Origin of the sequence: Ectopseudomonas chengduensis (assembly GCF_900102635.1) — a bacterium.
In the GTDB taxonomy this organism is placed as follows: domain Bacteria; phylum Pseudomonadota; class Gammaproteobacteria; order Pseudomonadales; family Pseudomonadaceae; genus Aquipseudomonas; species Aquipseudomonas chengduensis.
Genome location: NZ_FMZQ01000004.1, coordinates 192,834 through 217,081 on the forward strand (window position 1 = coordinate 192,834; position 24,248 = coordinate 217,081).

Sequence of the window (24,248 nt, forward strand, 5' to 3'; positions counted from 1 at the left end):
CTTTGCAGAGGACGCAGGCAGATGCGAGGCGCCATCATAGCTTCCCGCGATGGAATCCGCAGTCGACGCTGAGGAACCTTTGCCGTACACTCGACGTCCTATCTGTAACCGAAAAGTTTTGGGGCCGATTAGGATTCGACGCCGGTAGCGAAGCTCGAGGTGCATGCCGACTTGGTAACAGAAGTCGTAAATCAACTGTTGCAACTTTCTATAGTTGCCAATGACGAAAACTACGAGGGCTACGCTCTCGCTGCGTAAGCGGCGCGACTAGTCCTTCTGGTAGCTTCGGCTCCAGCGATCACTAGGGGATGCCTGTAAACCTGAAGTGATTGTCATGCAGAACAGGATCGCCGCGTAGTACGTTGTGGACGAAGTGGCTAAAACTTACACAACTCGCCCAATGCACCCTGCCCGTCGGGCGGCTGAGGGTTAACTCAATAGACACGGCTAAGCATGTAGTACCGACAGTGGAGAACTGGCGGACGGGGGTTCAAATCCCCCCGGCTCCACCAATTGAAGCAAGCATAAACCCCTGATTTTCCTAGAGAATTTCAGGGGTTTTGTGTTTTCAGGGGCAGCGAATGCCCCGAAAGTGTCACCCTTCAATCAAGAGCTGCTGATTGAACGATCACCAGTGAGTGAGCAGAACGCGATGTCAGGAGGTGATTATTTATGTTCAGTGTTCTGATTCTCGGCTTTTTCTTCCTGCTGCTAGGCATCGGTGTTGGCGTTTCCGTCTTTCTGGATATATCAAGCGGCTCCGTCTATATCGCCGGGCACCGCGGCTCACCTTCGGCTTGGTACAACGCGGAGCACAATCCCGAAGAGTTTGCATCAGCTATCCAGCTCAGCATTGGATTCGCCAGTGTTTCGGCCATCATTGGTCTGGTGCTGATCGCGGTCGCGGTCAGAATGGCATTCCCTAAGCGCAAGCAGTACCGCTGGCTGATTTGACCATCGCAAGGAGGCACAACATGGAATACTTAACGTTCAGCCGCGTACTTTCTTTGAGCTGCCTTATGGCGGCGCAAGGCCCGGTGCTCGCAAGCTTTGAACAAGGCAACCGAGCAGTGGCCTACAACGGCGGCATACTTCTCGCTCAGTTTGTTGGTGCGTTCGTTCTGCTGACAGTCATTGGTGCGATATGCATGATTGTTCGAGACATCCGCAACTGGCTTTGCCGGCGTCGGGAACGAAAGGCTCAGTCAATTTCAGAGGATTCTGCAACACAACCTTTATGCGACGATTAACAGAAGTGGTACCGGGACATTGTGGAGGAGTAGGCTATCTGGACTGTATAAAATACCAGCCTTGAATCGAACTCACTTCGTAGGCTCTGCAAAAAGCCAGAAGTAGTCCTGAATGAAGGGCTGCCTTGGGCTGATACCTACCGTTGACGAGCGACAGCGTTGGGTCGTTCGCTGACAGCCAGAGCTACAAAGCATGAAGCCCAAGCTAGAAATGAAGGGCATGGCAATCTAGTGAGAACGAAGGATGTGCCCTGCCAACGGACTCAACCTCACCGCCTCGGCCAGATGTTCCGGGGCGAGGTGCGAGTAGCGCATCGACATTCATCTCCAGCAACCTGCTCAAGCGGACAAGGGATCATTACGAAACCACCATCCTTGCAGGCCAGCGAAAGGAATGACTAAAGCCCATAAGGCCCGAGTCATTCCACTAGCAACCCTCGCCAAAAACCTTATGGACGCCCAACAAGGTAGTCCAGAAGCCCGGCGGTTATTCTGATCCTGGCAGCTGCATCATCCAGCGCTTTATCAAGAGCTGAGCTCAGTGGGTAGCCGTTGAATCGCTGGCTATTAATAACCTCCCGATGGCCTGCCCCGGTTTCAACCAGAATGGAAACGGCGCAATCGGAGACATAGTGCCCACCACAATCGATCTGGTTGATCGATACGCTTAGCTTCTTCTCACCCTCTCCCGACACCGGTAGAAACGCTACAGCTCCGGCAACCTTGTAGCGGGTGTAGTGGTCAACCCATCCCGAAAGTGTCACAGCAGGATCAGGCTACCAATAATCCGGTTTGACGATGGCTGGCTTCCTGGGAAGTGGCACCTTTAGCGGGAGCTGGAAAGCCGCAAGTTCAGACTCGGGAATGTGCCGGCGGATCCAGTGGGCATGCTCTTTCAGTGATCCCGGCGGATCCCGCTGTTCGTGACGGTGCGGAAGAATCACGCCAATGCGGATGTGCGGGAAGTCCGAGCGAATGGCAGCGAGAGCAGGCGCCAGGTCAGTGTCGCCCGATACCAGCACGATCTGATCCAGCTGCAGATCCGCAGACCGGCATGCTGCCCGATACATGCCTAGAGCCAGGTTAACGTCCGTCTCTTTCTCTTCGAGCTGCCAAATCGCTACCTGATCTTGCCTGGAAGGCTTCTGACCATCGAGGTACCTGGGCGCATAGCCCTTCGCCAGCCGGTGTGTACCGAGCGTGACCGAGACACCTCTCGCTTGCAAAGCGCGGATATAGCGATTCTGCGCATCGTTGGAGACCTGGCCACGAGTCGCAAGCCTGGCGATGACAGGAGAGGTGAAGTAATCGACGGAGACCAGTTCGGCCGACGGTTCCTGGATCCGTAAGATCTCGGCAAGCAGCGCAGTCAGATCCAACCACTTGTGGTCGGAGCCATGCAGGACGCCGTAATAGAGGTTGTAGCCGTCTACGAAGAAAGCTGTACGCACAATGCCCTATCCCTAGAAACGAAAAAACCGGCTTTATGGGCCGGTTTCTTCACCCGAGGCTAAGGCTGAACTGAATCGGCCCGCCAAGGGTTGAGTCGTGAAAGTATTATCCCGCAAATATGCGTTTCCGGCAACACGAACCAACACAATCAAACACCAACCAACTCAAGCCCTGAAAGCGGGCTCAACCTCAAAGCCTCAGCCAAATGCTCGGGTGCAAGGTGAGCATAACGCATGGTCATGGCCAAGCTGGAGTGGCCCAGGATTTCTGTAGCGTGAGGATGTTCCCGCCCTTCTGCATGAAGTGGCTGGCGAAGGTGTGTCACATAGCATGGGCGGCCTGGCCTTTCGGCAGGTGGATGGTCGTCCTGGCAGCGCTCAGGTTGCCACCACCAATTAACGAATTTTATTCATTAATAAATTGAATAAATGCCAAAAATAAGAACAAAAATAATCAATAGACTCGCGGCCGTTCTTACCGGAGCTCCGCCCATGTCTGTTTATGAATCAGCCTCTCAATCTGTCCGCTCGCAACGAGGCGCCGGCCTTAGCGTCGCCATCCTGGCATTTTCCGCCTTTCTCATCGTCACCACTGAGTTCCTGATCATCGGCCTTCTGCCTGCTCTTGCCCGAGACTTGGACATTTCCATCTCGATGGCAGGCCAACTGGTGACTCTGTTTGCCTTCACGGTGATGATTTTTGGGCCACCGCTGACAGCAATGCTTTCTCATCTTGATCGAAAGAAGCTGTTCGTGGCCATTCTGCTGATTTTCGCCGCATCAAACGCTCTTGCGGCGGTGTCGGACAGCTTTTGGCTTCTTGCCGTAGCGCGCCTGGTGCCTGCATTGGCCCTGCCCGTTTTCTGGGGTACCGCCAGTGAAACCGCGGGGCAACTGGCCGGCCCCGAGAAAGCGGGTCAGGCGATAGCGAATGTTTACCTGGGCATCTCTGCCGCGATGCTACTGGGCATTCCGCTGGGCACCCTGGTGTCGAATGCGCTTGGCTGGAGGGGCGCATTCTGGTTGCTCGCCGGCTTATCGCTGATCATGGCGCTGGCAATCCTGGCCTTCATGCCTGCCGTATCCCGCACTGCCAAGGTGGACTTTCTGCAGCAAGCGAAGATTTTCAAGGAACCCTATTTCCTTTCGAATGTGCTGCTTTCCATCGTCGTGTTCAGCGCCATGTTCACCGCCTACACCTACCTCGCCGACATCCTGGAGCGCGTGGCGGGCGTGCATCCGGAAAATATCGGCTGGTGGCTGATGGCATTCGGCGCAGTCGGCCTGATAGGCAACTGGATTGGCGGCAAGGCGATCGATAGATCGCCGATCAAGGCCAGCGTGCTCTTTTTGCTTCTGCTGGCGATTGGCATGACTGCGGTTGTTCCATTCGCGCATATGGGTCTGATTTTCTGCGCTGCGCTGGGCCTGTGGGGCATTGCCAATACCGCTCTTTATCCGGTCAGCCAGGTCCGTGTCATGAGTTCGGTCTCCCATTCCAAGGCACTGGCGGGCACCACCAACGTGTCGGCAGCGAATGCAGGCATCGGTATTGGCGCCATTGTCGGCGGCATGACCATAGCCAATCAGGGGATCGAGTATCTTGGCTATGCTGCTGCGGCTATCGCCGTCATGGCTCTGATGTTGGTGCCGCTGGTACATAAGTTGGCGTCCCGGCAGGAGCGGGCACCTGCGACCTGAAGGCGTCGGTTCTGGTCAATGCGGAGCATGGTTCGGCGTAATCAGTGCTCCGCCTTATCTGCCGAGGTTCGCATGCCATGCGGTGTAAGCCGGGGACGCAGGTAATCCAGAAGAGCTTTGACCTTGGCTGCGTTTTCGCGATTTTTCAGCCAGATCAAATGCATGGGCAAGCCATCCGTAGCCAGGTCCGGCAACACTTCGACGAGCGTTCCCTGTTCGATGTGGCGCTGCGTAAGCCAGGTCGGTAACTGCCCGATACCGTGCCCTGCAAGCACCGCCGCCACCTCCCCCTCACCGTCCCCCACGGCAATTCGCGTTTGTACCGCTCGGCGCTCCATCTCTCCCGGCCGCGCCCCCCTGAAAAACCAGGAGCTGACCAAGCCATCACTCTGCAGGTAACCGATGCACTGGTGGTTATCCAGATCATGTTGGTTTTCAGGATAGCCATAGCGCTGCACGTAGTCCGGTGAGGCGCAGAAGATCAGGCGCTGCGCACCAAAGTACTCATGACCCAGATTGGCCGGCCAGGTATCCGGGCCACCGATTCGTACGACGATATCGATGCTCTCGTAAGCAGGATCGATAAACCGATCAGTGAACGATATATGCGGCTGAAGCATGGGGTGCAGGCGTACAAAATCCATGATCAATGGCAGTACATGGAGACGACCATAGGAGGCCGGCAGGTCTATACGGACTTTGCCATGGAGCTCGTGCTCCTGACTGACCAGCGCATGTTCGACCTCTTCGAGCTCGGACAGAACCGATGTGCACGTCCTGTAGAACAGGACTCCTGCATCGGTCAGCGCCAGCGAGCGGGTGGTGCGATTGAATAGCCGCGCGCCCAGACGCTCCTCCAGCCGTGCCACGCTTTTGCTGACGGCAGAGCCGGTGAGATTGAGGCGTTCGGCAGCAGCACTGAAGCTGCCAAAATCAGCGACGGCAACAAAGACATCGATCCCCTTCAGCCGCTCGGATGAATGCATCCCTATCTCCATTTCTGAACCCAGGTACGATCCTACCGAAATACCTGGCAGAGGCCTGCATCTCAATCGGTGCTTCGCTCGAAAAGCACACTGCAGACACAGTAGAAATTGGTCCGTCGTACTCGAGAGAACATCAAGGCGGGCCAGGCAGCTGCGCTGATGCTCCTTACCCCAGTGGTCAGAACATTATCCTTGCGCAAATTCCCTGACATTGGCGAAGGCCTCGCCGAAGTAGGCTTCGTAGCTGTGCTTTTCGACGTAGCCCAGATGCGGCGTACAGAGAATGCGCGGATGAGTCAGCAGCGGATGATCGGCCTGCAGGATCGGCTCCTGCTCGAAAACATCCAGCGCCGCCTGACTAGGACGGCCAAGATCCAGCGCGTCAAGCAGCGCCCCCGGAGCGATCAGCTCGGCGCGACTTGTGTTGACCAGCAGGGCGTCAGGCTTCATCCGCGCCAGATCGGCTGCGCTTACGCAATGCCGGGTGGCGGGCACCAGTCGCAGGTGCAGGCTGAGCACGTCGGCCTGCTCGAAGAAGGCTTCGCGCGTCGGCGCAGCCTCGTATCCATCAGCAATGGCGGCCTGGCGCGAGGCCTCGCTGCCCCATACCAGCACCTGCATGTCGAAGGCTCGTGCATAACGTGCCAGGCGCTGGCCGATCTTGCCGTAGCCCCAGATGCCCAGCGTCTGGCCATACAGACGCTGGCCCAGGTTGACCTGCCAGTGCCCGGCGTACAGGCCGTTCATGGCCTCGCGCAGCTGACGCCGGGCATTGAGGATCAGCGCCCAGGTCAGCTCGGCCGCCGCGATAGGCGAGCCGGTGCCCTCGGCGACGGTCACGCCGCGCTCGCGGCAGGCCTCCACATCCAGATGCGGACCGGCTCGCCCGGTCTGGCTGATCAGCTTCAGCTTGGGCAAGCGTGCCAGCAACGCAGCGTCGATACGCGTGCGCTCGCGGGTCAGCACCAGCGCGTCGGCATCGGCGAAACGCTCGGCCAGTACGTCCGGATCGCTGACGGCATCGTGATACACGCGAACATCGAAGCCCTCCAACAGCCCGAAGCAATCGAGCTGTTGCACGACGTGCTGATAGTCATCCGGTATCACGATACGCATGCCAAGTCTCCGAATCAGGCCTCGCTGGCCACGGGGCTCTGCTGACGGCGCGCACGCCAGGCGCGCCAGAATGGCAGCACGATCATCACCGCCACCAGCGCCCAGACCACCCAGGTGATCGGGCTGGCGTAGAGGATACCGAGATCACCGCTGGACAGGGACAGTGCGCGACGCAGGTTCTGCTCCATCATGCCGCCGAGGATGAAGCCGAGCAGGATCGCCGACAGCGGGAAATCCAGCTTGCGCATGACGTAGCCGAAGATGCCGATGGCGATCATCAGGTACAGGTCGAAGGTGGTCGCGTGCACCGCATACACGCCGATGGCAGTGATGATCGCCACTGCCGGCACCAGCGCCCAGTAAGGCACGGCCAGCACCTTGGTGAAGACCTTGATCATCGGCACGTTCATGATGATCAGCATGACGTTGGCGACGAACAGCGAGGCGATCAGCCCCCAGACGATATCCGGCTGGTTCTGGAACAGCAGCGGCCCCGGCGTGATGTTGTACAGCGTCAGGGCGCCGAGCATCACTGCTGTAGTGCCCGACCCCGGCACGCCGAGAGTCAGCATCGGCACCATGGAGCCGCAGGCAGCTGCGCTGTTGGCGGTTTCCGGTGCGGCCAGGCCGCGCAGGTCGCCGTTGCCAAATTTGTTGTCCTTCACCGCCATGCGCTTCTCGCTCATGTACGACACCGCGCTGGCCAGGGTCGCACCGGCACCCGGCAGCACGCCGAGGACGAAGCCGACCACGCCGCTGCGCAGGTTGGTGGCCAGGACGAAGCCGCCCTCCTTCAGGCTGAACAGCATGCGCCCGCTGGCCTTGATCGCCTTCTGCCCGTGGTGGGTGCGTTCCAGCAGCACCAGCAGTTCGCTGACCGAGAACAGCCCCAGCACCAGGACCACGAACTGAATGCCATCGGCCAGCCCCAGGCTGCCGAAGGTGAAGCGATATACGCCGCTGTTGGCGTCGATACCCACGCAGGAAAGCAGCAGGCCGATCAGCGCGGCGACGGCGGTTTTCAGGGGTTTGTTGCCGGCCATCCCGGCCAGACAGGTGATGGCGAAGACCATCAGCACAAAATATTCGGCGGGGCCGAACGCCACCGCCCACTTGGCCAGCAGCGGCGCGAACAGTACGACGCCAGCGGTAGCGATCAGGCCGCCGATGAACGAACTCCAGGCCGACAGGGAAAGCGCGACACCGGCCTGGCCTTGACGAGCCAGCGGGTAGCCATCGAGGGTGGTCATCACGGCGGATGCCTCACCCGGAATGTTCAGCAGGATCGAGGAAATACGGCCGCCGTATTCGCAGCCCAGGTACACCGCCGCCAGCAGGATCAGCGCGGTTTCCGGTGGCAGCCCCAACGCGAAGGCAACGGGAATCAGCAGGGCCACGCCGTTGATCGGACCAAGACCCGGCAGCAGGCCAACGACGGTGCCGATCAGGGTCCCGCACAGGGCCGTGACCAGGTTGTAGGGGCTCAGCGCCACGCCGAAGCCATGGCTGAGATAACCGAGAGTATCCATGGGTTCAGCTCTCCAGGGACAAAAGGATGCCAAGCGGCAGCGGTACGGCCAGCGCCTTGTCGAACAGCAGATAGAGGCCGATGGCCAATACCACGCCACTGATCAGGCTGTGCAGCCAGCTGCCGCCATACAGACGCGCCATGCCGATGCCGAACAGCACGCTGGCGGGGATGAAGCCGATGCTCTCGAAAAGCACGGCGTAGCCGATCATCAGGCCGAGAAAAACCAGCGCCTTGACCATCACTTCGCGGTTCAGGGGCGGCTCTTCGCCTTGCACGTCACCAGCCGGCTGCAGCAGCAGTTGCAGGCAGCCGAAGGCGATCAGCAGTAACAGCAGCAGCGGGAAGGCCTTGGGCCCGACCGGCTCGTAGGAAAACGGGGCGCTGTAACTCCAGGCGAAAAAACCCAGGATGCAGCAAAGCAGCAGGGTCACCCCCGCAAAGATACGATCATGCATGATGTTGCTCCGCAGCGATGCGCCGCGCAAAGACGGCGCATGGGTCTATCACTCAACCAGGCCGAACTCTTCGCCCAGCTTGCGGTATTCCTGCACCTGCGCCTTGACCAGTTGTTCCAGCTTCGGGCCGGTGACGTAGTCAGGCAGCACATCACGGTCAGCCAGGTAGGTCTGGAAGTCCTTGGAGGCATTCAGCTTGTCGAACTGCGCATGCCACCAGGCCACGTCTTGCTCTTTCACGTCAGGACCGAGGAAGTAGCCGCGAATCAGCGGCCACTGGATCTCGTAGCCCTGCTCGCGTGCGGTGGGGATCGAGGCCAGATCGCCGCCGAGACGCTCTTCGCTGAAGACCGCCAGGGTGCGGATCTTGTTGCCCTGCTGCGCACGGATCTCACTGGCGCTGCCGGTGACCAGGTCCACATGGCCGCCCATCAGCGCCATGTAGTGCTCGGCGCCGCCCTCGAAAGCCGCGTAACGCAGCTCGCGCGGATCGACACCCGCAGCGCGGGCCAACAGAGCGATTTTCACCCAGCCCTGGCCGCCGACACTGCCGCCGCCACCAACCACGATGCTTTTCGGGTCTTTCTTCAGCGCCTGCACCACATCATCGAGGTTCTTGTAGGGAGAATCCTCACGTACCGCCAAAGTGCCGTAATCGTTACCAACGGTGGCCAGCCACTTCACCGCGGTCTCGTCGAAACGACCGTATTTGCCCAGCGCCAGGTTGAGCAGCGAGGCGCCGGAGAAGGCCACCAGGGTGCCGGGTTCGGCACGGCGGTTGGCGGCAATGGAGTTGTAGGCCACGGCGCCGATGCCGCCCGGCATGTAGGTAACACGCATCGGCGATTTGAGCAGGCCTTCATCCTTGAAACCAGCCTGAGCCAGCTTGCAGGTCAGGTCGAAACCGCCGCCTGGTTTGCTTGGGGCGATGCACTCCGGACGGGAGGGTTCGCCAGCCAGTACCGAGCCACTGGCAAGCAATACGGCGAAAGACAGCGGCAGAATGTGGCGCAGAGAGCAGGTGATCATGATGGGTTCCTCTTATTGGTCTTGTATGTACAGCCGATGCATTACCAGAGCGGCACGATATAACTCAGGATCAGGCGATTCTCGTCCAGATCACGGACGAAGCTCGATCGGTAGGTGGCATTTCTCCAGGTCACCTTGAGATTCTTCAGCGGGCCATCGCCAAAGGCGTAGGCGATATCGGTGTTGCGCTCCCACTCACGCCCTTCGCCTGCCGCCAGGTCGACCTGGTCACCGCGCACGTAGCGGGTCATGAAGGTCAGGCCCGGTACGCCGACGCTGGCGAAGTCGAAGTCGTAGCGCAATTGCCAGGAACGCTGGTCAGGGCCGGCAAAGTCGTTGATCTGCAGGAAGTTGGTCAGGTAAGGCGTGGCCCCGTCGACATAGGTGAAGCCATCGTCGCCAAGCATCTTTTGATAAGCCAGGCCCAGTGCATGGCCTGCGACGCTGTAGGTGAACATGGCGTTGATGACCTGGTTGTCGATGTCGCCCACCAGTTTCCGTCCGGCCTCGGTGTTGTTGAAGTAGCGCAGGTCGCTTTTCAGCTTGCCGGCGCCCAGCGCCAGATTGTGCTGCACGCCGAGGAAGTGCTGGCGATAGACGTCGCTCAGTTCTGAGTAGTGATAACTGCCGAGCAACTGCGGGTTGATCGCATAGTCGACACCGCCGAAACGCAATTCATCACTTTCCGGGCTGCCGCCGAAACGGCCGTTCTTGTTGTTCAGCGTCAGCTTGTCGGAGCCGGAGACATTACGCTGCACCACGCGGTCGATCTCACCCAGGGTGAAGGTGGCGCGTTCGAGATCCTTGCTCTGCAGCTGCCAGCCTTCGAACACCTGTGGCAGCAGACGTGAATTGCTGTACTGCAGGTAAGGCATCTTCGGCAGCAGCGTACCCACGCGCAGCTGGCTCTCGGCAAAACGCACCTTGCCGGTCACACCGAGCTTGCTGTAGTCATCCTCGGGGCGATTCTTGCTGTCGCGCGGCAGCAGGTCGGTACCGCTGCGATCAGGCGAGGAGTCGAGTTTCAGACCCAGCATGCCGATGGCATCGACACCAAAACCGACGGTGCCCTGGGTGTAGCCGGACTCCAGGTTGAGGATGAAGCCTTGCGCCCATTCTTCGCGCTTGTTCTGCCCGGCATTCTCGCGAAAGTCGCGGTTGAGGTAGAAGTTGCGCAGCTCCAGGCTGGCCTTGCTGTCCTCGATGAAACCGGCAGCGCTGGCACCGACAGCAGGCAGCGCCATGACCGTCATACCGACGACGGAGCAACTGAGGGATCTTGTTCTTATCATTGTGACTGGCCCTACGGGTGTGGTTGTGGTGAAGCGAAATCAGCTGCCGGTGCGCCTCAGGCTGGGGATGTACACCTCACCCGAGAACAGGCGACGGGCCGTGCGCACCAGCGAGGCGCGCAGTTTTTCGGGGTTGCCATCCGCGGCAGGCTGCAGGGAAACCTCGATCTGCCCGCCCGGATGCTCCAGACGCACCAGCGCCTCGCCTTCGATGGGCTTTATGTCCTGGGCAACGCTGCCGGGCAGTGCACAGGCGGTGGCCAGACCAATGGCGCCGGTGGCGGCGACCGAGCGGTGGCAGGTATGCGGCATGAAATAGCGCACGCTCAGCGTGCCGCCGTGGCGTGCAGGTGCCAGCAGCACCGGCTTGGGGATGACCATCTGCGACACGTCGCCAAGCCCCATGGCCAGGCCGGCCTGCAGGCGAATGCGTTCCAGGCGCTGGAGAAACGCGCTGTCAGCATCCAGCTCGGCAGGCGACTCGTAGCCGGTTTTGCCCAACGCCTCGGCATGCATCAGCACCATCGGCATGGCCATGTCGATACAGGTGGCGACGACGCCATCGAACTCGTCACGCATGCGGCCGGTGGGCAGCAGGCGACCAGTCTTGGCACCAGCGGCATTGAGGAAGGTCAGCTTGATCGGCGCGGCAGTGCCAGGTACGCCGTCGATGGCGGTGTCGCCGTCATAGCGCACGCGGCCATTGGGGGTCATCACGTCGGAATCGACGAAGGTGTTGGTATTGAGGTTGCGAATGCGCACCCGCGTCATCGGCGAGCCGGCATTGACCAGGCCGTGCTCGATGGCGAAAGGACCTATGGCACAGAGCATGTTGCCGCAGTTGGGCGCGGTGTCGACGCGGCGCTGGGTGACCATGACCTGCACGAACAGGTAGTCGACATCCGCATCCGGATGCGGCGAACGACTGACGATCGCCACCTTGCTGGTCTGCGGGCTGCCGCCGCCGATACCATCGATTTCCAGCTCATGGCCCGATCCCATCAGGCTGAGCAATACCTCGTCGCGCTGTTGCGGGTCCGTGGGCAGGTGATTGGCCAGAAAGACCGGCCCTTTCGAAGTACCGCCTCGCATGAGTACACAAGGTACCGTCCGCATGATGCCTCCAACGCAATAAAACCAGTGATTGTTGCTTTGCGTCGATTATGGGGAGCGGATATTTATTCTGTAAAATGCATATATTTTGATATTTATTCCATTTAACGCATTAATGCATGTGAGTATTTCCTCGCTTGCCAGTCCTAAGCCGAAAGACTAGGGTTCATTGGTAAATTTCAAACAAAAATACGCACGACTGATAACCCAAGCGCATGAATTACGAACTGCAAGACATCCGCGCTTTCGTGAAAATCGCCGAGTTCGGCAACTTTCACGAGGCCGCCAACGCCATCCACCTGTCCCAGCCGGCCCTGACCCGGCGCATGCAGAAACTGGAAGAAAGCCTCGGCATCCAGTTGCTGGATCGCACCACGCGTCGGGTCAGCCTGACTGCCGTGGGCCGGGATTTCCTGCCCAAGGCGCAGCGCCTGCTGGACGACTTCGAGCGCTCGATCCTCGGTATCCGCGAACTGGCCGAGCGCCAGTCCGGCCAGGTCACCCTCGCCTGCATCCCGACGGCGGCCTTCTACTTCCTGCCGACGGTGATCCGCGCCTTCAACCTGCAGTACCCGAAGATCCGCATCCGTATCCTCGACCTCAGCGCCCATGAAGGGCTAGAAGCGGTTATTCGCGGCGAAGCGGATTTCGGCATCAACATGCAGAGTGGGCAGAGCGCAGAGATCGACTTCACGCCGCTGGTCAACGAGCCTTTCGTGCTCGCCTGCCGGCGCGATCATCCCCTGGCCAAGCAAGCGGAAGTGGCCTGGCGCGAGCTCAGCGACTACCGTCTGATCGGCGTCGGCCGCCTCAGTGGCAACCGCGTGCTGCTCGATCACGGCCTGGCCCATCTCGACTGGCGCCCGAGCTGGTTCTATGAGGTGCAGCATCTGTCGACATCACTCGGCATGGTCGAGGCCGGCCTGGGCATCGCCGCCCTCCCCAGCTTGGCGATGCCGGCCGAGGATCATCCGATTCTGGTCAGCCGGCCACTGGTCGATCCGGTGATCAGTCGTACGCTGGGCCTGGTACGCCGCCGCGGCTCTTCGCTGTCGCCGGCAGCCGAACAGTTCGTCGAAACCCTGCTGCGGCAATGGCCGAGCTACACCTCCATCGGCACCAGTAACCCTGCCGAACTCGAAAGCTGAGCTATCTCTTGGGCCGGCGTCGCACTCGCCGCCGGTCCGACGCGCTTTCATCAGCAACCACCGAGCAAGACAGGCCGCCGAAAACCCGGATAATGGCCGCCATTTTGTTTCGCTCGCTGGTATTGCCCCATGGAAATCAAGGTCAACTTTCTCGACAACCTTCGCCTCGAAGCCAAGTTCGATGACTTCACGGTGATTGCCGATCAGCCGATTCGCTACAAGGGCGATGGCTCGGCGCCGGGGCCGTTCGACTATTTCCTGGCCTCCTCGGCGCTGTGCGCGGCGTACTTCGTCAAGCTGTACTGCCAGACGCGCGACATTCCCACCGAGAACATTCGCCTGTCGCAGAACAACATCGTCGACCCGGAGAACCGCTACGCGCAGATCTTCAAGATCCAGGTCGAGCTGCCGGCGGACATTTCCGAGAAGGATCGCTTAGGCATCCTGCGCTCCATCGACCGCTGCACCGTGAAGAAGGTGGTGCAGCAGGGCCCCGAATTCATCATCGAGGAAGTCGACAACCTCGACGCCGATGCCCAGGCGCTGCTGATGCCGGTGAGTGACACCACCACCTACATCCCGGGCAAGGATCTGCCGCTGGAGCAGACCATCGCCAACATGTCGGGCATCCTCGCGGACCTCGGCATGAAGATCGAGATCGCCTCTTGGCGCAACATCGTGCCCAACGTCTGGTCGCTGCACATTCGCGACGCGCAGTCGAACCTGTGCTTCACCAACGGCAAAGGATCGACCAAGGAAAGCGCACTGGCCTCGGCCCTGGGCGAGTTCATCGAGAGGCTGAACTGCAATTTCTTCTACAACGACCAGTTCTGGGGCGAGGACATCGCCAGCGCCGAGTTCGTCCACTACCCCAACGAGCGCTGGTTCAAGCCGGGCCCGAAGGATGCGCTGCCCGAGGAAATCCTCGACGAGCATTGCCTGGCTATCTACAACCCGGATGGCGAACTGCGCGGCTCGCACCTGTATGACACCAACTCGGGCAACACCCTGCGCGGCATCTGTTCGCTGCCATTCGTGCGCAGGAGCGACGGCGAGACGGTGTACTTCCCGTCCAACCTGATCGAGAACCTGTATCTGTCCAACGGCATGAGCGCCGGCAACACCCTGGCCGAAGCCCAGGTACAGTGCCTGTCGGAGATATTCGAGCGGGCGGTGAAACGCGAGATCCTCGAAGGCGAGCTGTGCCTGCCGGACGTGCCGCAGGAAGTGCTGGCCAAGTACCCGGGCATCGTCGCCGGCATTAAGGGCTTGGAGGAACAAGGCTTCCCGGTGCTGGTGAAGGATGCTTCCCTCGGCGGTGAATTCCCGGTGATGTGCGTAACCCTGATGAACCCGCGCACCGGCGGCGTATTCGCCTCCTTCGGAGCGCACCCGAGCCTGGAAGTGGCGCTGGAGCGCAGCCTCACCGAACTGCTGCAGGGCCGCAGCTTCGAAGGCCTCAACGACCTGCCGCAGCCGACCTTCGACAGCCTGGCGCTGACCGAGCCGAACAACTTCGTCGAGCACTTCATCGACTCCAGCGGCGTGGTGTCCTGGCGCTTCTTCGGCGCCACGCCGGACTTCGAATTCGTCGAATGGGATTTCTCCGGCGAAGGCAGCGACTCGAATGAGCAGGAAGCCGCGACCCTGTTCGGCATCCTCGAGGACATGGGCAAGGAGGTTTACGTGGCCACCTATGACGATCTCGGCGCCAACGCCTGCCGCATCCTGGTGCCGGGCTACTCGGAAATCTATCCGGTCGAGGATCTGATCTGGGACAACACCAACAAGGCGCTGCTGTTCCGCAAGGACATCCTCAACCTGCACAGCCTGAGCGACCGCGAACTGAAGTCGCTGCTGCGCAACCTCAACAACACCGAGGTCGACGACTACACCGATATCACCACGCTGATCGGCATCGAGTTCGACGACAACACGGTGTGGGGCCAGCTGACCATCCTCGAGCTGAAGCTGCTGATCAACCTGGCGCTGAAGAAATACGACGATGCCAAGGAGCTGGTCGAGGCCTTCCTGCAGTACAACGACAACACCGTCGAGCGCGGCCTGTTCTACCAGGCGGTCAACGCCGTGCTGGAGATCCAGCTGGACGACGAGCTGGAGCTGGCCAACTACGAGCACAACCTGCGCCGTATGTTCGGCAACGAGCGCATGGATGCAGTGATCGGCTCGGTGGACGGCAGCGTGCGCTTCCATGGCCTGACGCCGACCAGCATGAAACTCGAAGGCCTGGACAAGCACCTGCGCCTGATCGACAGCTACAAGAAACTGCACGCTGCGCGCGCCAAAGCAGCCGGGCTGGCCGGCTGAACATGGTCAGCGAGCGCCCAACCCACAGAGTCGCAGCGCTGATGCTGGCGGCCGGTTATAGCCGCCGCTTCGGTGCCGACAAGCGCCGGCTGGAACTCGCCGACGGCCGCTCGTTGCTCAGCGCCAGCCTGGCACTGCCCTGCTCGATGCTGGAAGAGGTCTGGCTGGTGCTACGCCCGGACGAAGCGCCAGCAGCGCTGGATCTGCCGACGGGTGTGCGTATCGTGCAGAACCCGGCCACCGCCCAGGGCATGGGCCACAGCCTGGCGGTAGGCGCCGAGCGACTACTGGCCGAATCCGGCGCCGAGGCAGTGGCGATCTTTCTCGCCGATATGCCGGCGATTCGCCGCGACAGCCTGGAAACCCTGTTCGCTCACGCCAGCGCGAACGCCATCGTGCTGCCCAGCTACCAGGGCAAACGCGGCCACCCGGTGCTGTTCGGCCGCGCTTTCTGGCCGCAGCTCGCGACGCTGAACGGCGATGCCGGCGCCAAGCCGGTGCTGCAGCAGCACCCCGAGGCTGTGCGCATCGTCGAGCTGAACGATCCTGGCGTACTGCAGGACATCGACACCCCGGCAGACCTGTCTCAGTTATAGGTCCGCCAAGGGGTTCACTCGCCACAACGCAGGCGGCGGGTTTCACCCGCCCTACTGCCCGGCCTGATGCAGCAGCACCTCACTCAACGCCTGCGCCGCGCTGGATAGCTGATGCCCGGCCTGGTGCAGCAGGCCGACGCGACGCGACACCTGTGGCTCGCTCAGCGGTAGGCAGCGGGCGCCCAGCTCTTCCATCTGCTGCCGGCACAGTTGCGGCACGGCGCTGACGCCGAGGCCTTCGGCAACCATGCGCCCGACCGTGACCAACTGATGACTTTCGAACGCTACCGGCAGCTTGCCGTGGCTGGAGGTCACGCTGTCTTCCAGCAGCAGGCGTACCGCCGAAGGCCGTTGCAGGGTGATGAAGGGTTGTTCCAGCAGTTGCGCCCAGGTCAGCGCTTCGTGGTCGGCAAGATTGCTGGCTGCCGGCACCACGGCAACGAAACGGTCCTCGTACAACGGGGTGAACTGCAGGCCGTCGAGGGTCGCCGGCTCGAAGGCGATACCCAGCTCGACGCGACCGTCGCGCACCATCTCCATCACCTGCTCGTTGATCACGTCGTGCACCGCCACGTTGACCCGTGGGTAGGCGTCGCGAAAGGCGCGCAACGCCGCCGGCAGGCGGTTACCGGCGAACGAGGGCATGGCTGCTACCGCCACCTTGCCCATCTGCAAAGTGAAGTGCTGGCGCAGCAGGTCCTCGGCATTGTCCCAGTCGGCCAGCAGGCGCACGGCAATCGGCAGCAACGTCTCGCCCTCGGGCGTCAGCGCCACGCTACGGGTGGTGCGCACCAGCAACTGGCCACCGAGCGATTGCTCCAGATTCTTGATCGCCAGGCTCAGCGCCGGCTGCGACAGATGCAGGCGTTCGCAGGCCTGGGCGAAGCTCAGGCTTTGCGCCACGGCGAGAAAGGCGCGTAGCTGCTTGACGGTCATTGATTTATTTACCTGATCAATCAAGAGGAAAAACAAACTTAACAAATAAGCTCGCAGCACTGAAGCTTGACCGCAGCCTGGCAGTGCTCCTGCCCCATAACGACAAAAGAGAGGCAGCCTCGAATGAGCGGACTCGACAAACGCGTCGGCAGCTATGCAGAAGCCCTGGACGGCCTACAGGACGGCATGACCGTACTGGCCGGCGGTTTCGGCCTGTGCGGCATCCCCGAGAACCTGATCGCCGAGATCCGCCGTCGTGGCGTGCGCGATCTGACCGTGGTGTCCAACAACTGCGGCGTCGATGGCTTCGGCCTCGGCGTGCTGCTGGAAGACCGGCAGATCCGCAAGATGATCGCCTCCTACGTCGGCGAGAACGCCCTGTTCGAACAGCAACTGCTCTCCGGCGAGCTGGAAGTCGAACTCACCCCGCAAGGCACCCTGGCCGAGAAGCTGCGCGCTGGCGGCGCCGGCATCCCCGCTTTCTTCACCGCTACCGGCTATGGCACCCCGGTCGCCGAAGGCAAGGAAGCGCGCGAAATCAACGGCCGCCACTACATCCTCGAGCCGGCCATCACCGGCGACTTCGCCATCGTCAAGGGCTGGAAAGCCGACCACTTCGGCAATGTGGTCTACCGCCACACCGCGCAGAACTTCAACCCGGTGGTCGCCACTGCCGGGCGCATCACCGTGGTCGAGGTCGAGGAGATCGTCGAACCCGGTGAACTCGACCCGACGCAGATTCACACCCCCGGCATCTACGTCGACCGGCTGATCTGCGGCAACTTCGAGAAACGCATCGAAAAACGCACGCTGCGCGCCTGAGGAGAAAGACCATGGCTCTTACCCGTGAACAAATGGCCCAGCGCGTCGCCCGCGAGCTGCAGGACGGCTTCTACGTCAACCTCGGCATCGGCATTCCCACCCTGGTGGCCAACTACGTACCCGAAGGCATGCAGGTGATGCTGCAGTCAGAGAACGGCCTGCTCGGCATGGGCGCCTTCCCCACCGAAGAAGAAGTGGACGCCGACATGATCAACGCCGGCAAGCAGACCGTCACCGCGATCAAGGGCGCGGCGATCTTCGACTCGTCGCAGTCCTTCGCCATGATCCGTGGCGGCCACGTCGACCTCACCGTGCTCGGCGCCTTTGAGGTAGACGTGCGCGGCAATATCGCCTCGTGGATGATCCCCGGCAAGCTGGTCAAGGGCATGGGCGGCGCCATGGACCTGGTGGCCGGCGCCGACAACATCATCGTTACCATGACCCACGCGTCCAAGGACGGCGAATCCAAGCTGCTGGAGCATTGCAGTCTGCCGCTGACCGGCTGCGGCTGCATTCGCAAGGTGCTGACCGATCTGGCCTACCTGGAGATCGAGGACAACGCCTTCATCCTGCGCGAGCGCGCACCGGGCGTGAGCGTCGAGGAAATCGTCGCCAAGACCGCCGGCAAGCTGATCGTCCCCGAACACGTACCGGAAATGAGCTTCTAAGTTGTCTACCGTTCTGTAGGCGCCACCACGCACGGCGCCTACAGAGCGTTTTTTTGGCTATGTCCTACACCCTGTAGGAGCGGATTCATCCGCGAAGCTTTTTCCGCCCTACCGCGCCAAGAGGATTTCCCATGCAAGACGTCGTCATCGTTGCCGCCACCCGCACCGCCATCGGCAGCTTCCAGGGCAGCCTGGCCGAGATTCCTGCGCCGGAACTCGGCGCCATCGTCATCAAGCGCCTGCTGGAGCAGACCGGTCTCGACGCAGCCCAGGTCGATGAAGTGATCCTTGGCCAGGTGCTTACCGCAGGCAGTGGCCAGAACCCCGCGCGCCAGGCCGCCATTCGTGCCGGCCTGCCCCATGCCGTACCGGCCATGACCCTGAACAAGGTTTGTGGCTCGGGCTTGAAAGCCCTGCACCTGGCTGCCCAGGCCATTCGCTGCGGTGACGCCGAGGTGATCATCGCCGGCGGTATGGAGAACATGAGCCTGGCGCCCTACGTGCTGCCCAAGGCCCGCACCGGCCTGCGCATGGGCCACGCGCAGATGCTCGACAGCATGATCGTCGACGGCCTGTGGGACGCCTTCAACGACTACCACATGGGCATCACCGCCGAGAATCTGGTGGAGAAATACGGTATCAGCCGTGAAGCCCAGGACGCCTTCGCCGCTGCATCGCAACAAAAGGCCGTGGCCGCCATCGAGGCCGGTCGCTTCGATGCCGAGATCACTCCAGTGCTGATCCCGCAGCGCAAGGGCGACCCTATCGCCTTCGCCCGTGACGAGCAGCCGCGCGCCGGCACCACAGCCGAATCCCTGGCCAAGCTCAAACCCGCATTCAAGAAAGACGGCAGCGTTACAGCCGGCAACGCCTCCAGCCTCAACGACGGCGCCGCTGCCGTGCTGCTGATGAGCGCGGCCAAGGCGCAGGCGCTGGGTCTGCCGGTACTGGCGAAGATCAAAGGCTATGCCAATGCCGGTGTCGACCCGGCGATCATGGGCATCGCCCCGGTGTCGGCCACCCGTCGCTGCCTGGACAAGGCCGGCTGGAGCCTGGCCGACCTGGACCTGATCGAAGCCAACGAAGCCTTCGCGGCCCAGGCGCTGTCGGTCGGCCAAGAGCTGGGCTGGGATGCCGACAAGGTCAACGTTAACGGCGGCGCCATCGCCCTCGGCCATCCCATCGGCGCCTCGGGCTGCCGCGTGCTGGTCAGCCTACTGCACGAGATGATCCGCCGCGATGTCAAGAAAGGCCTTGCCACGCTGTGCATCGGTGGCGGCCAGGGCGTGGCACTGGCCATCGAGCGCGCCTGAGCAGCTAGAAAACGTAGGGCGGGTGCAACCCGCCACTACAGGGATGGCGGGTTGCACCCGCCCTACGGTTCAACACAACCACCCGCTCGGCCTCGGCCGAGCGTTGTCATATCCACTGCAACCCGCAGGCATAGCCAACCCTGAATGCCTGGTAAAGCCCTTACACAACCATAAGAAAGAGGCGTCATCCATGTTCAACACCCTCACCCGCATGAGCGTGAGCCTGGTACAAAAGTACCTGCCCTCACCGTTCGTTTTCTCCGCCTTGCTAACTCTGGGCGTGCTGCTCGCTGGTATCTTTTCCACTGGCCAATCGCTACCGGCCATGGTGCAGCACTGGAGCAGCGGTTTCTGGACGCTGCTCGGCTTCGCCATGCAGATGTCGCTGATCTTCGTCACCGGCCACGCTCTGGCCAGCGCACCGATCATCAATCGCCAACTCGACCGCCTGGCCGGCCTGGCACGCACACCCGGTCAGGCGATCATCATGGTCACCCTGGTGGCGCTGGTCGGTTGCTGGGTCAACTGGGGCTTCGGCCTGGTGATCGGCGCGGTGTTCGCCCGCGCCCTGGCACGCAAGGTCGATGGCGTCGATTACCCGCTGCTGGTGGCCTCGGCCTACTCGGGCTTCCTGGTCTGGCACGGCGGCCTGGCCGGCTCGATTCCGCTGTCCATGGCCACCGGCGGCCCGGATCTGGCGCGCATCACCGCAGGCGTGCTGACCGATCCAGTGAGCATCACCGAAACCCTGTTCAGCCCGTTGAACCTGACCATCGTGGTCCTGCTGTTCATCGGCCTGCCGCTGCTCAACCGCGCCATGCACCCGCGTCAGGGCGCCAAGATCGCCGACCCAGCCAAACTGGTGGAATCGCGTGCGGAACTGCCGGCTCGTGAAACCCCGGCGCAGCGCCTGGACGACAGCCGCATCCTCGGTCTGGCACTGGTGGCCATGGCCGGTATCTACCTGTTCAACCACTTCGCCACCAAGGGCTTCGTGCTTGGCCTGGACGTGGTCATCGCCATCTTCCTGTTCAGCGGCCTGCTGATGCACGGCACCCCAGAGCGCTACATGCGCGCGGTGGACGAGAGCGTGCGTGGCATCGGCGGCATCGTCCTGCTGTTCCCCTTCTATGCCGGGATCATGGGCATGATGATGGGCGCCAACGCCGACGGTATTTCCCTCGGCCGGCAGATCACCGAAGCGTTCATCTCCTGGTCCTCGGCTGACACCTTCCCGCTGCTGGCCTTCCTCAGCGCTGGCGTGGTCAACGTGTTCGTGCCGTCTGGTGGCGGCCAGTGGGCCGTGCAAGGCCCGATCATGCTGCCGGCTGCTCAGGCACTGGGCGTCTCGCCGACCGTCACCGCCATGGCGATTGCCTGGGGCGACGCCTGGACCAACATGATCCAGCCGTTCTGGGCACTGCCGCTGCTCGGCATCGTCGGTCTCGGCGCCCGCGACATCATGGGCTACTGCCTGATCATGCTGCTGTACTCGGGCGTGGTGATCTGCGGCGCATTCTACTTCCTCGGCTGACCAGGCAGCGAGGCCTTGCAGGGTGGGCTGGGCGGCGATCCGCTTCGGCCCACGCTGACCAACCCAGGTGGGCTAAAGCCCACCCTACGAGCTGACTATTTGCTCGGTTGAATCCCCGCTCGCGATCACCGCACTGTGAGGCCTCGCGAGCTAGAGCGATGCAAGGCAGAGGCAGGCGAGCAACGGTCGGAGTCGCGGGCGACTGTACTTTTGTACATGAGCATTGTGAGCCTGCCTCTAACGCAGCAGCGCCGACGCGCAGCAGGCCGAACTCAATCCCCCATCAGCCCCTGCGCCTTGGCCATCGCCACGGCCTGGGTGCGTCTTTGCACGCCGAGCTTGACGTTGATCCGCCGCGCATGAGTCTTGACCGTGTGCAGCGAGATGAACAGACGATCGGCGATTTCCTGATTGGAACAGCCCTGCGCGATCAACTGCAGCACTGCCAACTCCCGCGAGCTGAGCAGCGCAGTACCGGCACTGGCCGGCTCATCCAAGCACGGCGCCGGATCGAACAGGCGCTGATGCAGGTTCTGCCCAGCCTCACCCGGCAACAGGCGATCGAGCCATTGCGCCTGACGCTGCTGCAGCTCCTGTAACGGCCGCAGCAGGCGCAGCTGTCGCGCCTCACCAAGCGCCTGCTGCAACAGGTTATCTGCCTGCTCCAACTCGTCCTGCATGAGCAGCGCCTCGGCCAGGCTGACCCGACATTCGCAGGCCAGACTGCGATGCCCGGCGAGCTGGCATTCCTCCAGCAGCAGGCGCAGTGCATGCTCAGCGGCAGCGTGGTGGCCGAGCAGCAGATCGCTCAGCGCCAGGTAACGACGCAAGCGCGGCAACAAATCGTAGAACTCGGAAGGCGCCAGCTGCTGGCGTTGCTGCAGCTGCTGCAGCGTCTGGGCGAACAGTTCCCGCGCCCGCCCGGTCTGCCCCTGACGCAGCAGCAGCCGCCCAGCCTGCAACTGCAGCACACAGCGGTAACGCACTTCCGGCACATGCGACCACTGCATCACTCGCTCGGCCCGCTGCAACCACTGATGGGCCTCGTCGAGATCGCCACGACTTTCCGCCAGCTCCAGCATGCCGAGGTAGCCGGAAATGATGTAGGCATCCTCGCAGTGCTCGGCTTCCTGCAGCCCCAGCCGATACGCCTGCTGCGCCGCCTCGTCGAGACCCTGACGAGCCAGCAGGCTGGCCCGTACCAGCAGCAGGCGAGCGACCACCGGGCTATGGTTGAAGCGTTCGCGCAGCAGCGCCAGGGACTGTTCGGCGAGCTCCGCAGCGCGCCCGGCCTCGCCACGCATCTGCAGCAGCAGGCAGTGATCGGTATTGAGCAAAGCCTCGAAAATCAGGCTGCCATTGAGCCGCGCCAGGCGTAGGCCCTGATCCAGCGCCTGCTTGGCCTGGTCCAGCGCATGTTCGGCCATATGCTGCTGGGCCAGCGCCTGGTAACAGAGCACGCGCTGCGACCAACTGCCCTCGTCCAGCATCTGCAGGGCCTGTTCGCAGTGCATCCGGGCATCACGGCGTCCGCACTGACGCGCCAATACGCCCGTCAATGCCTGCCAATGGGCGATCAGTTTGCGCTGGCGGCGCTCATCCGGTTGCGGCATGAAATGCGCCAACCCCTGGATGCAGTCGGCAGCTTCATCGAAACGGGCACAGATGATCAGGGCCCAGGCCTGCAGCACGATCAGTCGCGGCGAGCTGGCGAACAGCCAGGCCGGCAGCTCTTCGCGCCATTGCAGGAACTGCGCGACAGAGTGCCCCTGCAGCAATTGCTCCTGGCTGAACCGCTGCAGGTAATTGACCGCGACCTCGACCTGCCCTGCCAGCAGGGCGTGTTCGACGGCCTCGCGAATATCACCGTGCTGAGCGAACCACTGGCAGGCGCGCACATGGATCGGGGCCGGCGCCGGCGCACCCGGCAGAAGACGTAATACCTCGGCCAGCGGTCGCCACAGTCGGAACCAGGTGCCGCTGCTGTCGAGACTACGCACGAACAGCTGTCGTCGTTGCAGTTCGCCGAGCAGCTCACTGCCACGGCCCTCCAGCAGATGCTCGCAGAGCGACCGGGAAAAACGCGGCAGCAAGGCCAGTGCATGCAGATCGCTGCGCAGCTCTTCGTCCAGATCGGCCAGCACCTCGCGCTGTACGTAATCGCGTAGCAGCGGGCAACCAGCCTGCAAACGCTGACGCAGCGCATCCTCGTCGACGTCGAGCAGCAGCAGGCGAATCGCCGCCAGCCAGCCTTCGCTGCTGTCCAGCAGAGCCTGCCGCACGTCTTGCGCCAGCGTCACCTGCAGCGCCGCCAACAGTTCATTCAGCGCCGCGTCATCCAGCGCCAGCTCTTCGCCCTTGAGTTCCAGCAGATCGCCCTGCAGCAGCAGGCGCGGCAGGTTCCAGGCCGGTATGCGGCGGCTGGCGACCCACCAGGTGACCTGCTGCGGCGCCACGGCGAACAACCGGTCGAGGCAGGCATCGAGCTCATCGTCAGCCTGTCGCGGGTAGTCGTCGATAAAGATCCACAAACGCCCCGCACGCTCATGCAGCCGATCGATCAGCCCCGCTTCACCGCCATCGTCGAACGGTAACTGCATGGCTGCGGCCAGTCGCTTGCACAGCTGCGTCGGTGTCAGGCTGCGGCCACCGAGATCGAGCCATACACGCTCGACGGCGGCTGGTGTGTGGCGTGCGCACTGGCCGAGCAGTACGCTCTTGCCGGTACCAGCAGGCGCGCACAGCAAGCGCAGTCGCGACTCGCTGGCGAGCAGGCGCTGCAGCAGGGCTGGGCGGGAAACCACACAGGGCGGCAATCGCGGTAGATTGGCAGGTTGCACCTGCAACGCACTTGGACGGGCGATGGCAAGGGTAGGCATGGCAGCGGTTCTCTCTGCTTGTCATTGTTGAACCACCAGACGATGGTACCCCGCTTACCGCGTGCGACCACCCCTTGGCGCTTATGGCGCGAGATTCACG

20 protein-coding genes, 1 other RNA gene and 1 pseudogene are annotated in these 24,248 nt (G+C 62.0%); 11 read left to right on the plus strand and 11 right to left on the minus strand.

Annotation, left to right across the window (positions count from 1 at the left end):
* Nucleotides 1–120 precede the first annotated feature (120 nt).
* The 3 genes from ssrA (at nucleotide 121) to BLS08_RS09190 (ending at nucleotide 1,250) form a co-directional block, all read left to right on the plus strand.
* Nucleotides 121–512: a transfer-messenger RNA gene (gene ssrA / locus BLS08_RS09180) on the plus strand.
* 160 nt (nucleotides 513–672) lie between these two features.
* On the plus strand, nucleotides 673–954 hold the full coding sequence (locus BLS08_RS09185) for a hypothetical protein (protein WP_017678050.1): 282 nt from the start codon (nucleotides 673–675) through the stop codon (nucleotides 952–954).
* A 20-nt stretch (nucleotides 955–974) separates the two neighbouring features.
* A complete protein-coding gene (locus tag BLS08_RS09190; RefSeq protein ID WP_017678051.1) occupies nucleotides 975–1,250 on the plus strand; it encodes a hypothetical protein in 276 nt (91 codons plus the stop codon).
* A gap of 776 nt (nucleotides 1,251–2,026) precedes the next feature.
* Here BLS08_RS09190 and BLS08_RS09195 read toward each other — a convergent pair.
* Together BLS08_RS09195 and BLS08_RS26490 are read right to left on the minus strand one after the other, a co-directional pair.
* Nucleotides 2,027–2,701, minus strand: coding sequence for an NYN domain-containing protein (locus BLS08_RS09195; RefSeq protein WP_017678052.1), 675 nt, complete (start codon nucleotides 2,699–2,701; stop codon nucleotides 2,027–2,029).
* Between the two features lie 149 nt (nucleotides 2,702–2,850).
* Nucleotides 2,851–3,068, minus strand: a pseudogene (locus tag BLS08_RS26490) (tyrosine-type recombinase/integrase); the annotation flags it as partial.
* A gap of 125 nt (nucleotides 3,069–3,193) precedes the next feature.
* On the opposite strand from BLS08_RS26490, the gene BLS08_RS09205 reads away from it, so the two are divergent.
* On the plus strand, nucleotides 3,194–4,402 hold the full coding sequence (locus BLS08_RS09205; RefSeq protein WP_017678053.1) for an MFS transporter: 1,209 nt from the start codon (nucleotides 3,194–3,196) through the stop codon (nucleotides 4,400–4,402).
* Nucleotides 4,403–4,443: 41 nt separating this feature from the next.
* Here the strand turns inward: BLS08_RS09205 and BLS08_RS09210 are convergent, their stop codons facing one another.
* From BLS08_RS09210 to BLS08_RS09240, 7 genes are all read right to left on the minus strand, one after another.
* Nucleotides 4,444–5,388, minus strand: a complete 945-nt coding sequence (locus BLS08_RS09210; RefSeq protein WP_017678054.1) for a LysR family transcriptional regulator — start codon at nucleotides 5,386–5,388, stop codon at nucleotides 4,444–4,446.
* A 186-nt stretch (nucleotides 5,389–5,574) separates the two neighbouring features.
* Complete coding sequence (locus BLS08_RS09215; RefSeq protein WP_090336381.1) at nucleotides 5,575–6,504, minus strand: D-2-hydroxyacid dehydrogenase family protein; 930 nt, start codon at nucleotides 6,502–6,504, stop codon at nucleotides 5,575–5,577.
* Nucleotides 6,505–6,518: 14 nt separating this feature from the next.
* Complete coding sequence (locus BLS08_RS09220; RefSeq protein WP_024307185.1) at nucleotides 6,519–8,033, minus strand: tripartite tricarboxylate transporter permease; 1,515 nt, start codon at nucleotides 8,031–8,033, stop codon at nucleotides 6,519–6,521.
* Between the two features lie 4 nt (nucleotides 8,034–8,037).
* Complete coding sequence (locus BLS08_RS09225) at nucleotides 8,038–8,490, minus strand: tripartite tricarboxylate transporter TctB family protein (RefSeq protein ID WP_036988643.1); 453 nt, start codon at nucleotides 8,488–8,490, stop codon at nucleotides 8,038–8,040.
* Nucleotides 8,491–8,538: 48 nt separating this feature from the next.
* A complete protein-coding gene (locus tag BLS08_RS09230; protein ID WP_090336383.1) occupies nucleotides 8,539–9,519 on the minus strand; it encodes a Bug family tripartite tricarboxylate transporter substrate binding protein in 981 nt (326 codons plus the stop codon).
* 41 nt (nucleotides 9,520–9,560) lie between these two features.
* Nucleotides 9,561–10,811: an OprD family porin gene (locus tag BLS08_RS09235; RefSeq protein ID WP_090336385.1), complete on the minus strand. Its 1,251-nt coding sequence runs from the start codon at nucleotides 10,809–10,811 to the stop codon at nucleotides 9,561–9,563.
* 39 nt (nucleotides 10,812–10,850) lie between these two features.
* Complete coding sequence (locus tag BLS08_RS09240; RefSeq protein ID WP_090336387.1) at nucleotides 10,851–11,927, minus strand: 4-oxalomesaconate tautomerase; 1,077 nt, start codon at nucleotides 11,925–11,927, stop codon at nucleotides 10,851–10,853.
* 212 nt (nucleotides 11,928–12,139) lie between these two features.
* Between BLS08_RS09240 and BLS08_RS09245 the strand changes: the two genes are divergently transcribed.
* From BLS08_RS09245 to BLS08_RS09255, 3 genes are all read left to right on the plus strand, one after another.
* The gene (locus BLS08_RS09245; RefSeq protein ID WP_090336389.1) at nucleotides 12,140–13,072 is read left to right on the plus strand and encodes a LysR family transcriptional regulator; all 933 of its coding nucleotides are present in this window, start codon (nucleotides 12,140–12,142) and stop codon (nucleotides 13,070–13,072) included.
* 129 nt (nucleotides 13,073–13,201) lie between these two features.
* Nucleotides 13,202–15,400 (plus strand): OsmC domain/YcaO domain-containing protein, encoded by a 2,199-nt coding sequence (locus BLS08_RS09250; RefSeq protein WP_090336391.1) that lies wholly within the window; start codon nucleotides 13,202–13,204, stop codon nucleotides 15,398–15,400.
* A 2-nt stretch (nucleotides 15,401–15,402) separates the two neighbouring features.
* A complete protein-coding gene (locus BLS08_RS09255; RefSeq protein WP_026088685.1) occupies nucleotides 15,403–15,996 on the plus strand; it encodes a nucleotidyltransferase family protein in 594 nt (197 codons plus the stop codon).
* A 51-nt stretch (nucleotides 15,997–16,047) separates the two neighbouring features.
* Here the strand turns inward: BLS08_RS09255 and BLS08_RS09260 are convergent, their stop codons facing one another.
* A complete protein-coding gene (locus tag BLS08_RS09260; protein ID WP_090336393.1) occupies nucleotides 16,048–16,932 on the minus strand; it encodes a LysR family transcriptional regulator in 885 nt (294 codons plus the stop codon).
* A gap of 123 nt (nucleotides 16,933–17,055) precedes the next feature.
* On the opposite strand from BLS08_RS09260, the gene BLS08_RS09265 reads away from it, so the two are divergent.
* The 4 genes from BLS08_RS09265 (at nucleotide 17,056) to BLS08_RS09280 (ending at nucleotide 21,269) form a co-directional block, all read left to right on the plus strand.
* Entirely contained in the window at nucleotides 17,056–17,754 is a 699-nt protein-coding gene (locus BLS08_RS09265; protein WP_017678065.1) for a CoA transferase subunit A, read from the plus strand.
* An 11-nt stretch (nucleotides 17,755–17,765) separates the two neighbouring features.
* Nucleotides 17,766–18,422: a CoA transferase subunit B gene (locus BLS08_RS09270; RefSeq protein WP_021488233.1), complete on the plus strand. Its 657-nt coding sequence runs from the start codon at nucleotides 17,766–17,768 to the stop codon at nucleotides 18,420–18,422.
* 131 nt (nucleotides 18,423–18,553) lie between these two features.
* Nucleotides 18,554–19,735 (plus strand): acetyl-CoA C-acetyltransferase, encoded by a 1,182-nt coding sequence (locus BLS08_RS09275; protein WP_017678067.1) that lies wholly within the window; start codon nucleotides 18,554–18,556, stop codon nucleotides 19,733–19,735.
* Nucleotides 19,736–19,925: 190 nt separating this feature from the next.
* Nucleotides 19,926–21,269, plus strand: a complete 1,344-nt coding sequence (locus tag BLS08_RS09280) for a short-chain fatty acid transporter (RefSeq protein WP_017678068.1) — start codon at nucleotides 19,926–19,928, stop codon at nucleotides 21,267–21,269.
* Between the two features lie 272 nt (nucleotides 21,270–21,541).
* Here BLS08_RS09280 and BLS08_RS09285 read toward each other — a convergent pair whose 3' ends face one another.
* A complete protein-coding gene (locus tag BLS08_RS09285; RefSeq protein WP_090336395.1) occupies nucleotides 21,542–24,148 on the minus strand; it encodes a LuxR C-terminal-related transcriptional regulator in 2,607 nt (868 codons plus the stop codon).
* Nucleotides 24,149–24,248: the final 100 nt, after the last annotated feature.

What these genes read in the sequence shown, in the direction of transcription:
- BLS08_RS09185 (WP_017678050.1), top strand. Translation starts at nt 673, where the DNA reads ATGTTCAGTGTTCTGATTCTCGGCTTTTTCTTCCTGCTGCTAGGCATC.
- BLS08_RS09190 (WP_017678051.1), top strand. Translation starts at nt 975, where the DNA reads ATGGAATACTTAACGTTCAGCCGCGTACTTTCTTTGAGCTGCCTTATG.
- BLS08_RS09205 (WP_017678053.1), top strand. Translation starts at nt 3,194, where the DNA reads ATGTCTGTTTATGAATCAGCCTCTCAATCTGTCCGCTCGCAACGAGGC.
- BLS08_RS09210 (WP_017678054.1), bottom strand. Translation starts at nt 5,388, where the DNA reads ATGCATTCATCCGAGCGGCTGAAGGGGATCGATGTCTTTGTTGCCGTC.
- BLS08_RS09215 (WP_090336381.1), bottom strand. Translation starts at nt 6,504, where the DNA reads ATGCGTATCGTGATACCGGATGACTATCAGCACGTCGTGCAACAGCTC.
- BLS08_RS09220 (WP_024307185.1), bottom strand. Translation starts at nt 8,033, where the DNA reads ATGGATACTCTCGGTTATCTCAGCCATGGCTTCGGCGTGGCGCTGAGC.
- BLS08_RS09225 (WP_036988643.1), bottom strand. Translation starts at nt 8,490, where the DNA reads ATGCATGATCGTATCTTTGCGGGGGTGACCCTGCTGCTTTGCTGCATC.
- BLS08_RS09230 (WP_090336383.1), bottom strand. Translation starts at nt 9,519, where the DNA reads ATGATCACCTGCTCTCTGCGCCACATTCTGCCGCTGTCTTTCGCCGTA.
- BLS08_RS09235 (WP_090336385.1), bottom strand. Translation starts at nt 10,811, where the DNA reads ATGATAAGAACAAGATCCCTCAGTTGCTCCGTCGTCGGTATGACGGTC.
- BLS08_RS09240 (WP_090336387.1), bottom strand. Translation starts at nt 11,927, where the DNA reads ATGCGGACGGTACCTTGTGTACTCATGCGAGGCGGTACTTCGAAAGGG.
- BLS08_RS09245 (WP_090336389.1), top strand. Translation starts at nt 12,140, where the DNA reads ATGAATTACGAACTGCAAGACATCCGCGCTTTCGTGAAAATCGCCGAG.
- BLS08_RS09250 (WP_090336391.1), top strand. Translation starts at nt 13,202, where the DNA reads ATGGAAATCAAGGTCAACTTTCTCGACAACCTTCGCCTCGAAGCCAAG.
- BLS08_RS09255 (WP_026088685.1), top strand. Translation starts at nt 15,403, where the DNA reads ATGGTCAGCGAGCGCCCAACCCACAGAGTCGCAGCGCTGATGCTGGCG.
- BLS08_RS09260 (WP_090336393.1), bottom strand. Translation starts at nt 16,932, where the DNA reads ATGACCGTCAAGCAGCTACGCGCCTTTCTCGCCGTGGCGCAAAGCCTG.
- BLS08_RS09265 (WP_017678065.1), top strand. Translation starts at nt 17,056, where the DNA reads ATGAGCGGACTCGACAAACGCGTCGGCAGCTATGCAGAAGCCCTGGAC.
- BLS08_RS09270 (WP_021488233.1), top strand. Translation starts at nt 17,766, where the DNA reads ATGGCTCTTACCCGTGAACAAATGGCCCAGCGCGTCGCCCGCGAGCTG.
- BLS08_RS09275 (WP_017678067.1), top strand. Translation starts at nt 18,554, where the DNA reads ATGCAAGACGTCGTCATCGTTGCCGCCACCCGCACCGCCATCGGCAGC.
- BLS08_RS09280 (WP_017678068.1), top strand. Translation starts at nt 19,926, where the DNA reads ATGTTCAACACCCTCACCCGCATGAGCGTGAGCCTGGTACAAAAGTAC.
- BLS08_RS09285 (WP_090336395.1), bottom strand. Translation starts at nt 24,148, where the DNA reads ATGCCTACCCTTGCCATCGCCCGTCCAAGTGCGTTGCAGGTGCAACCT.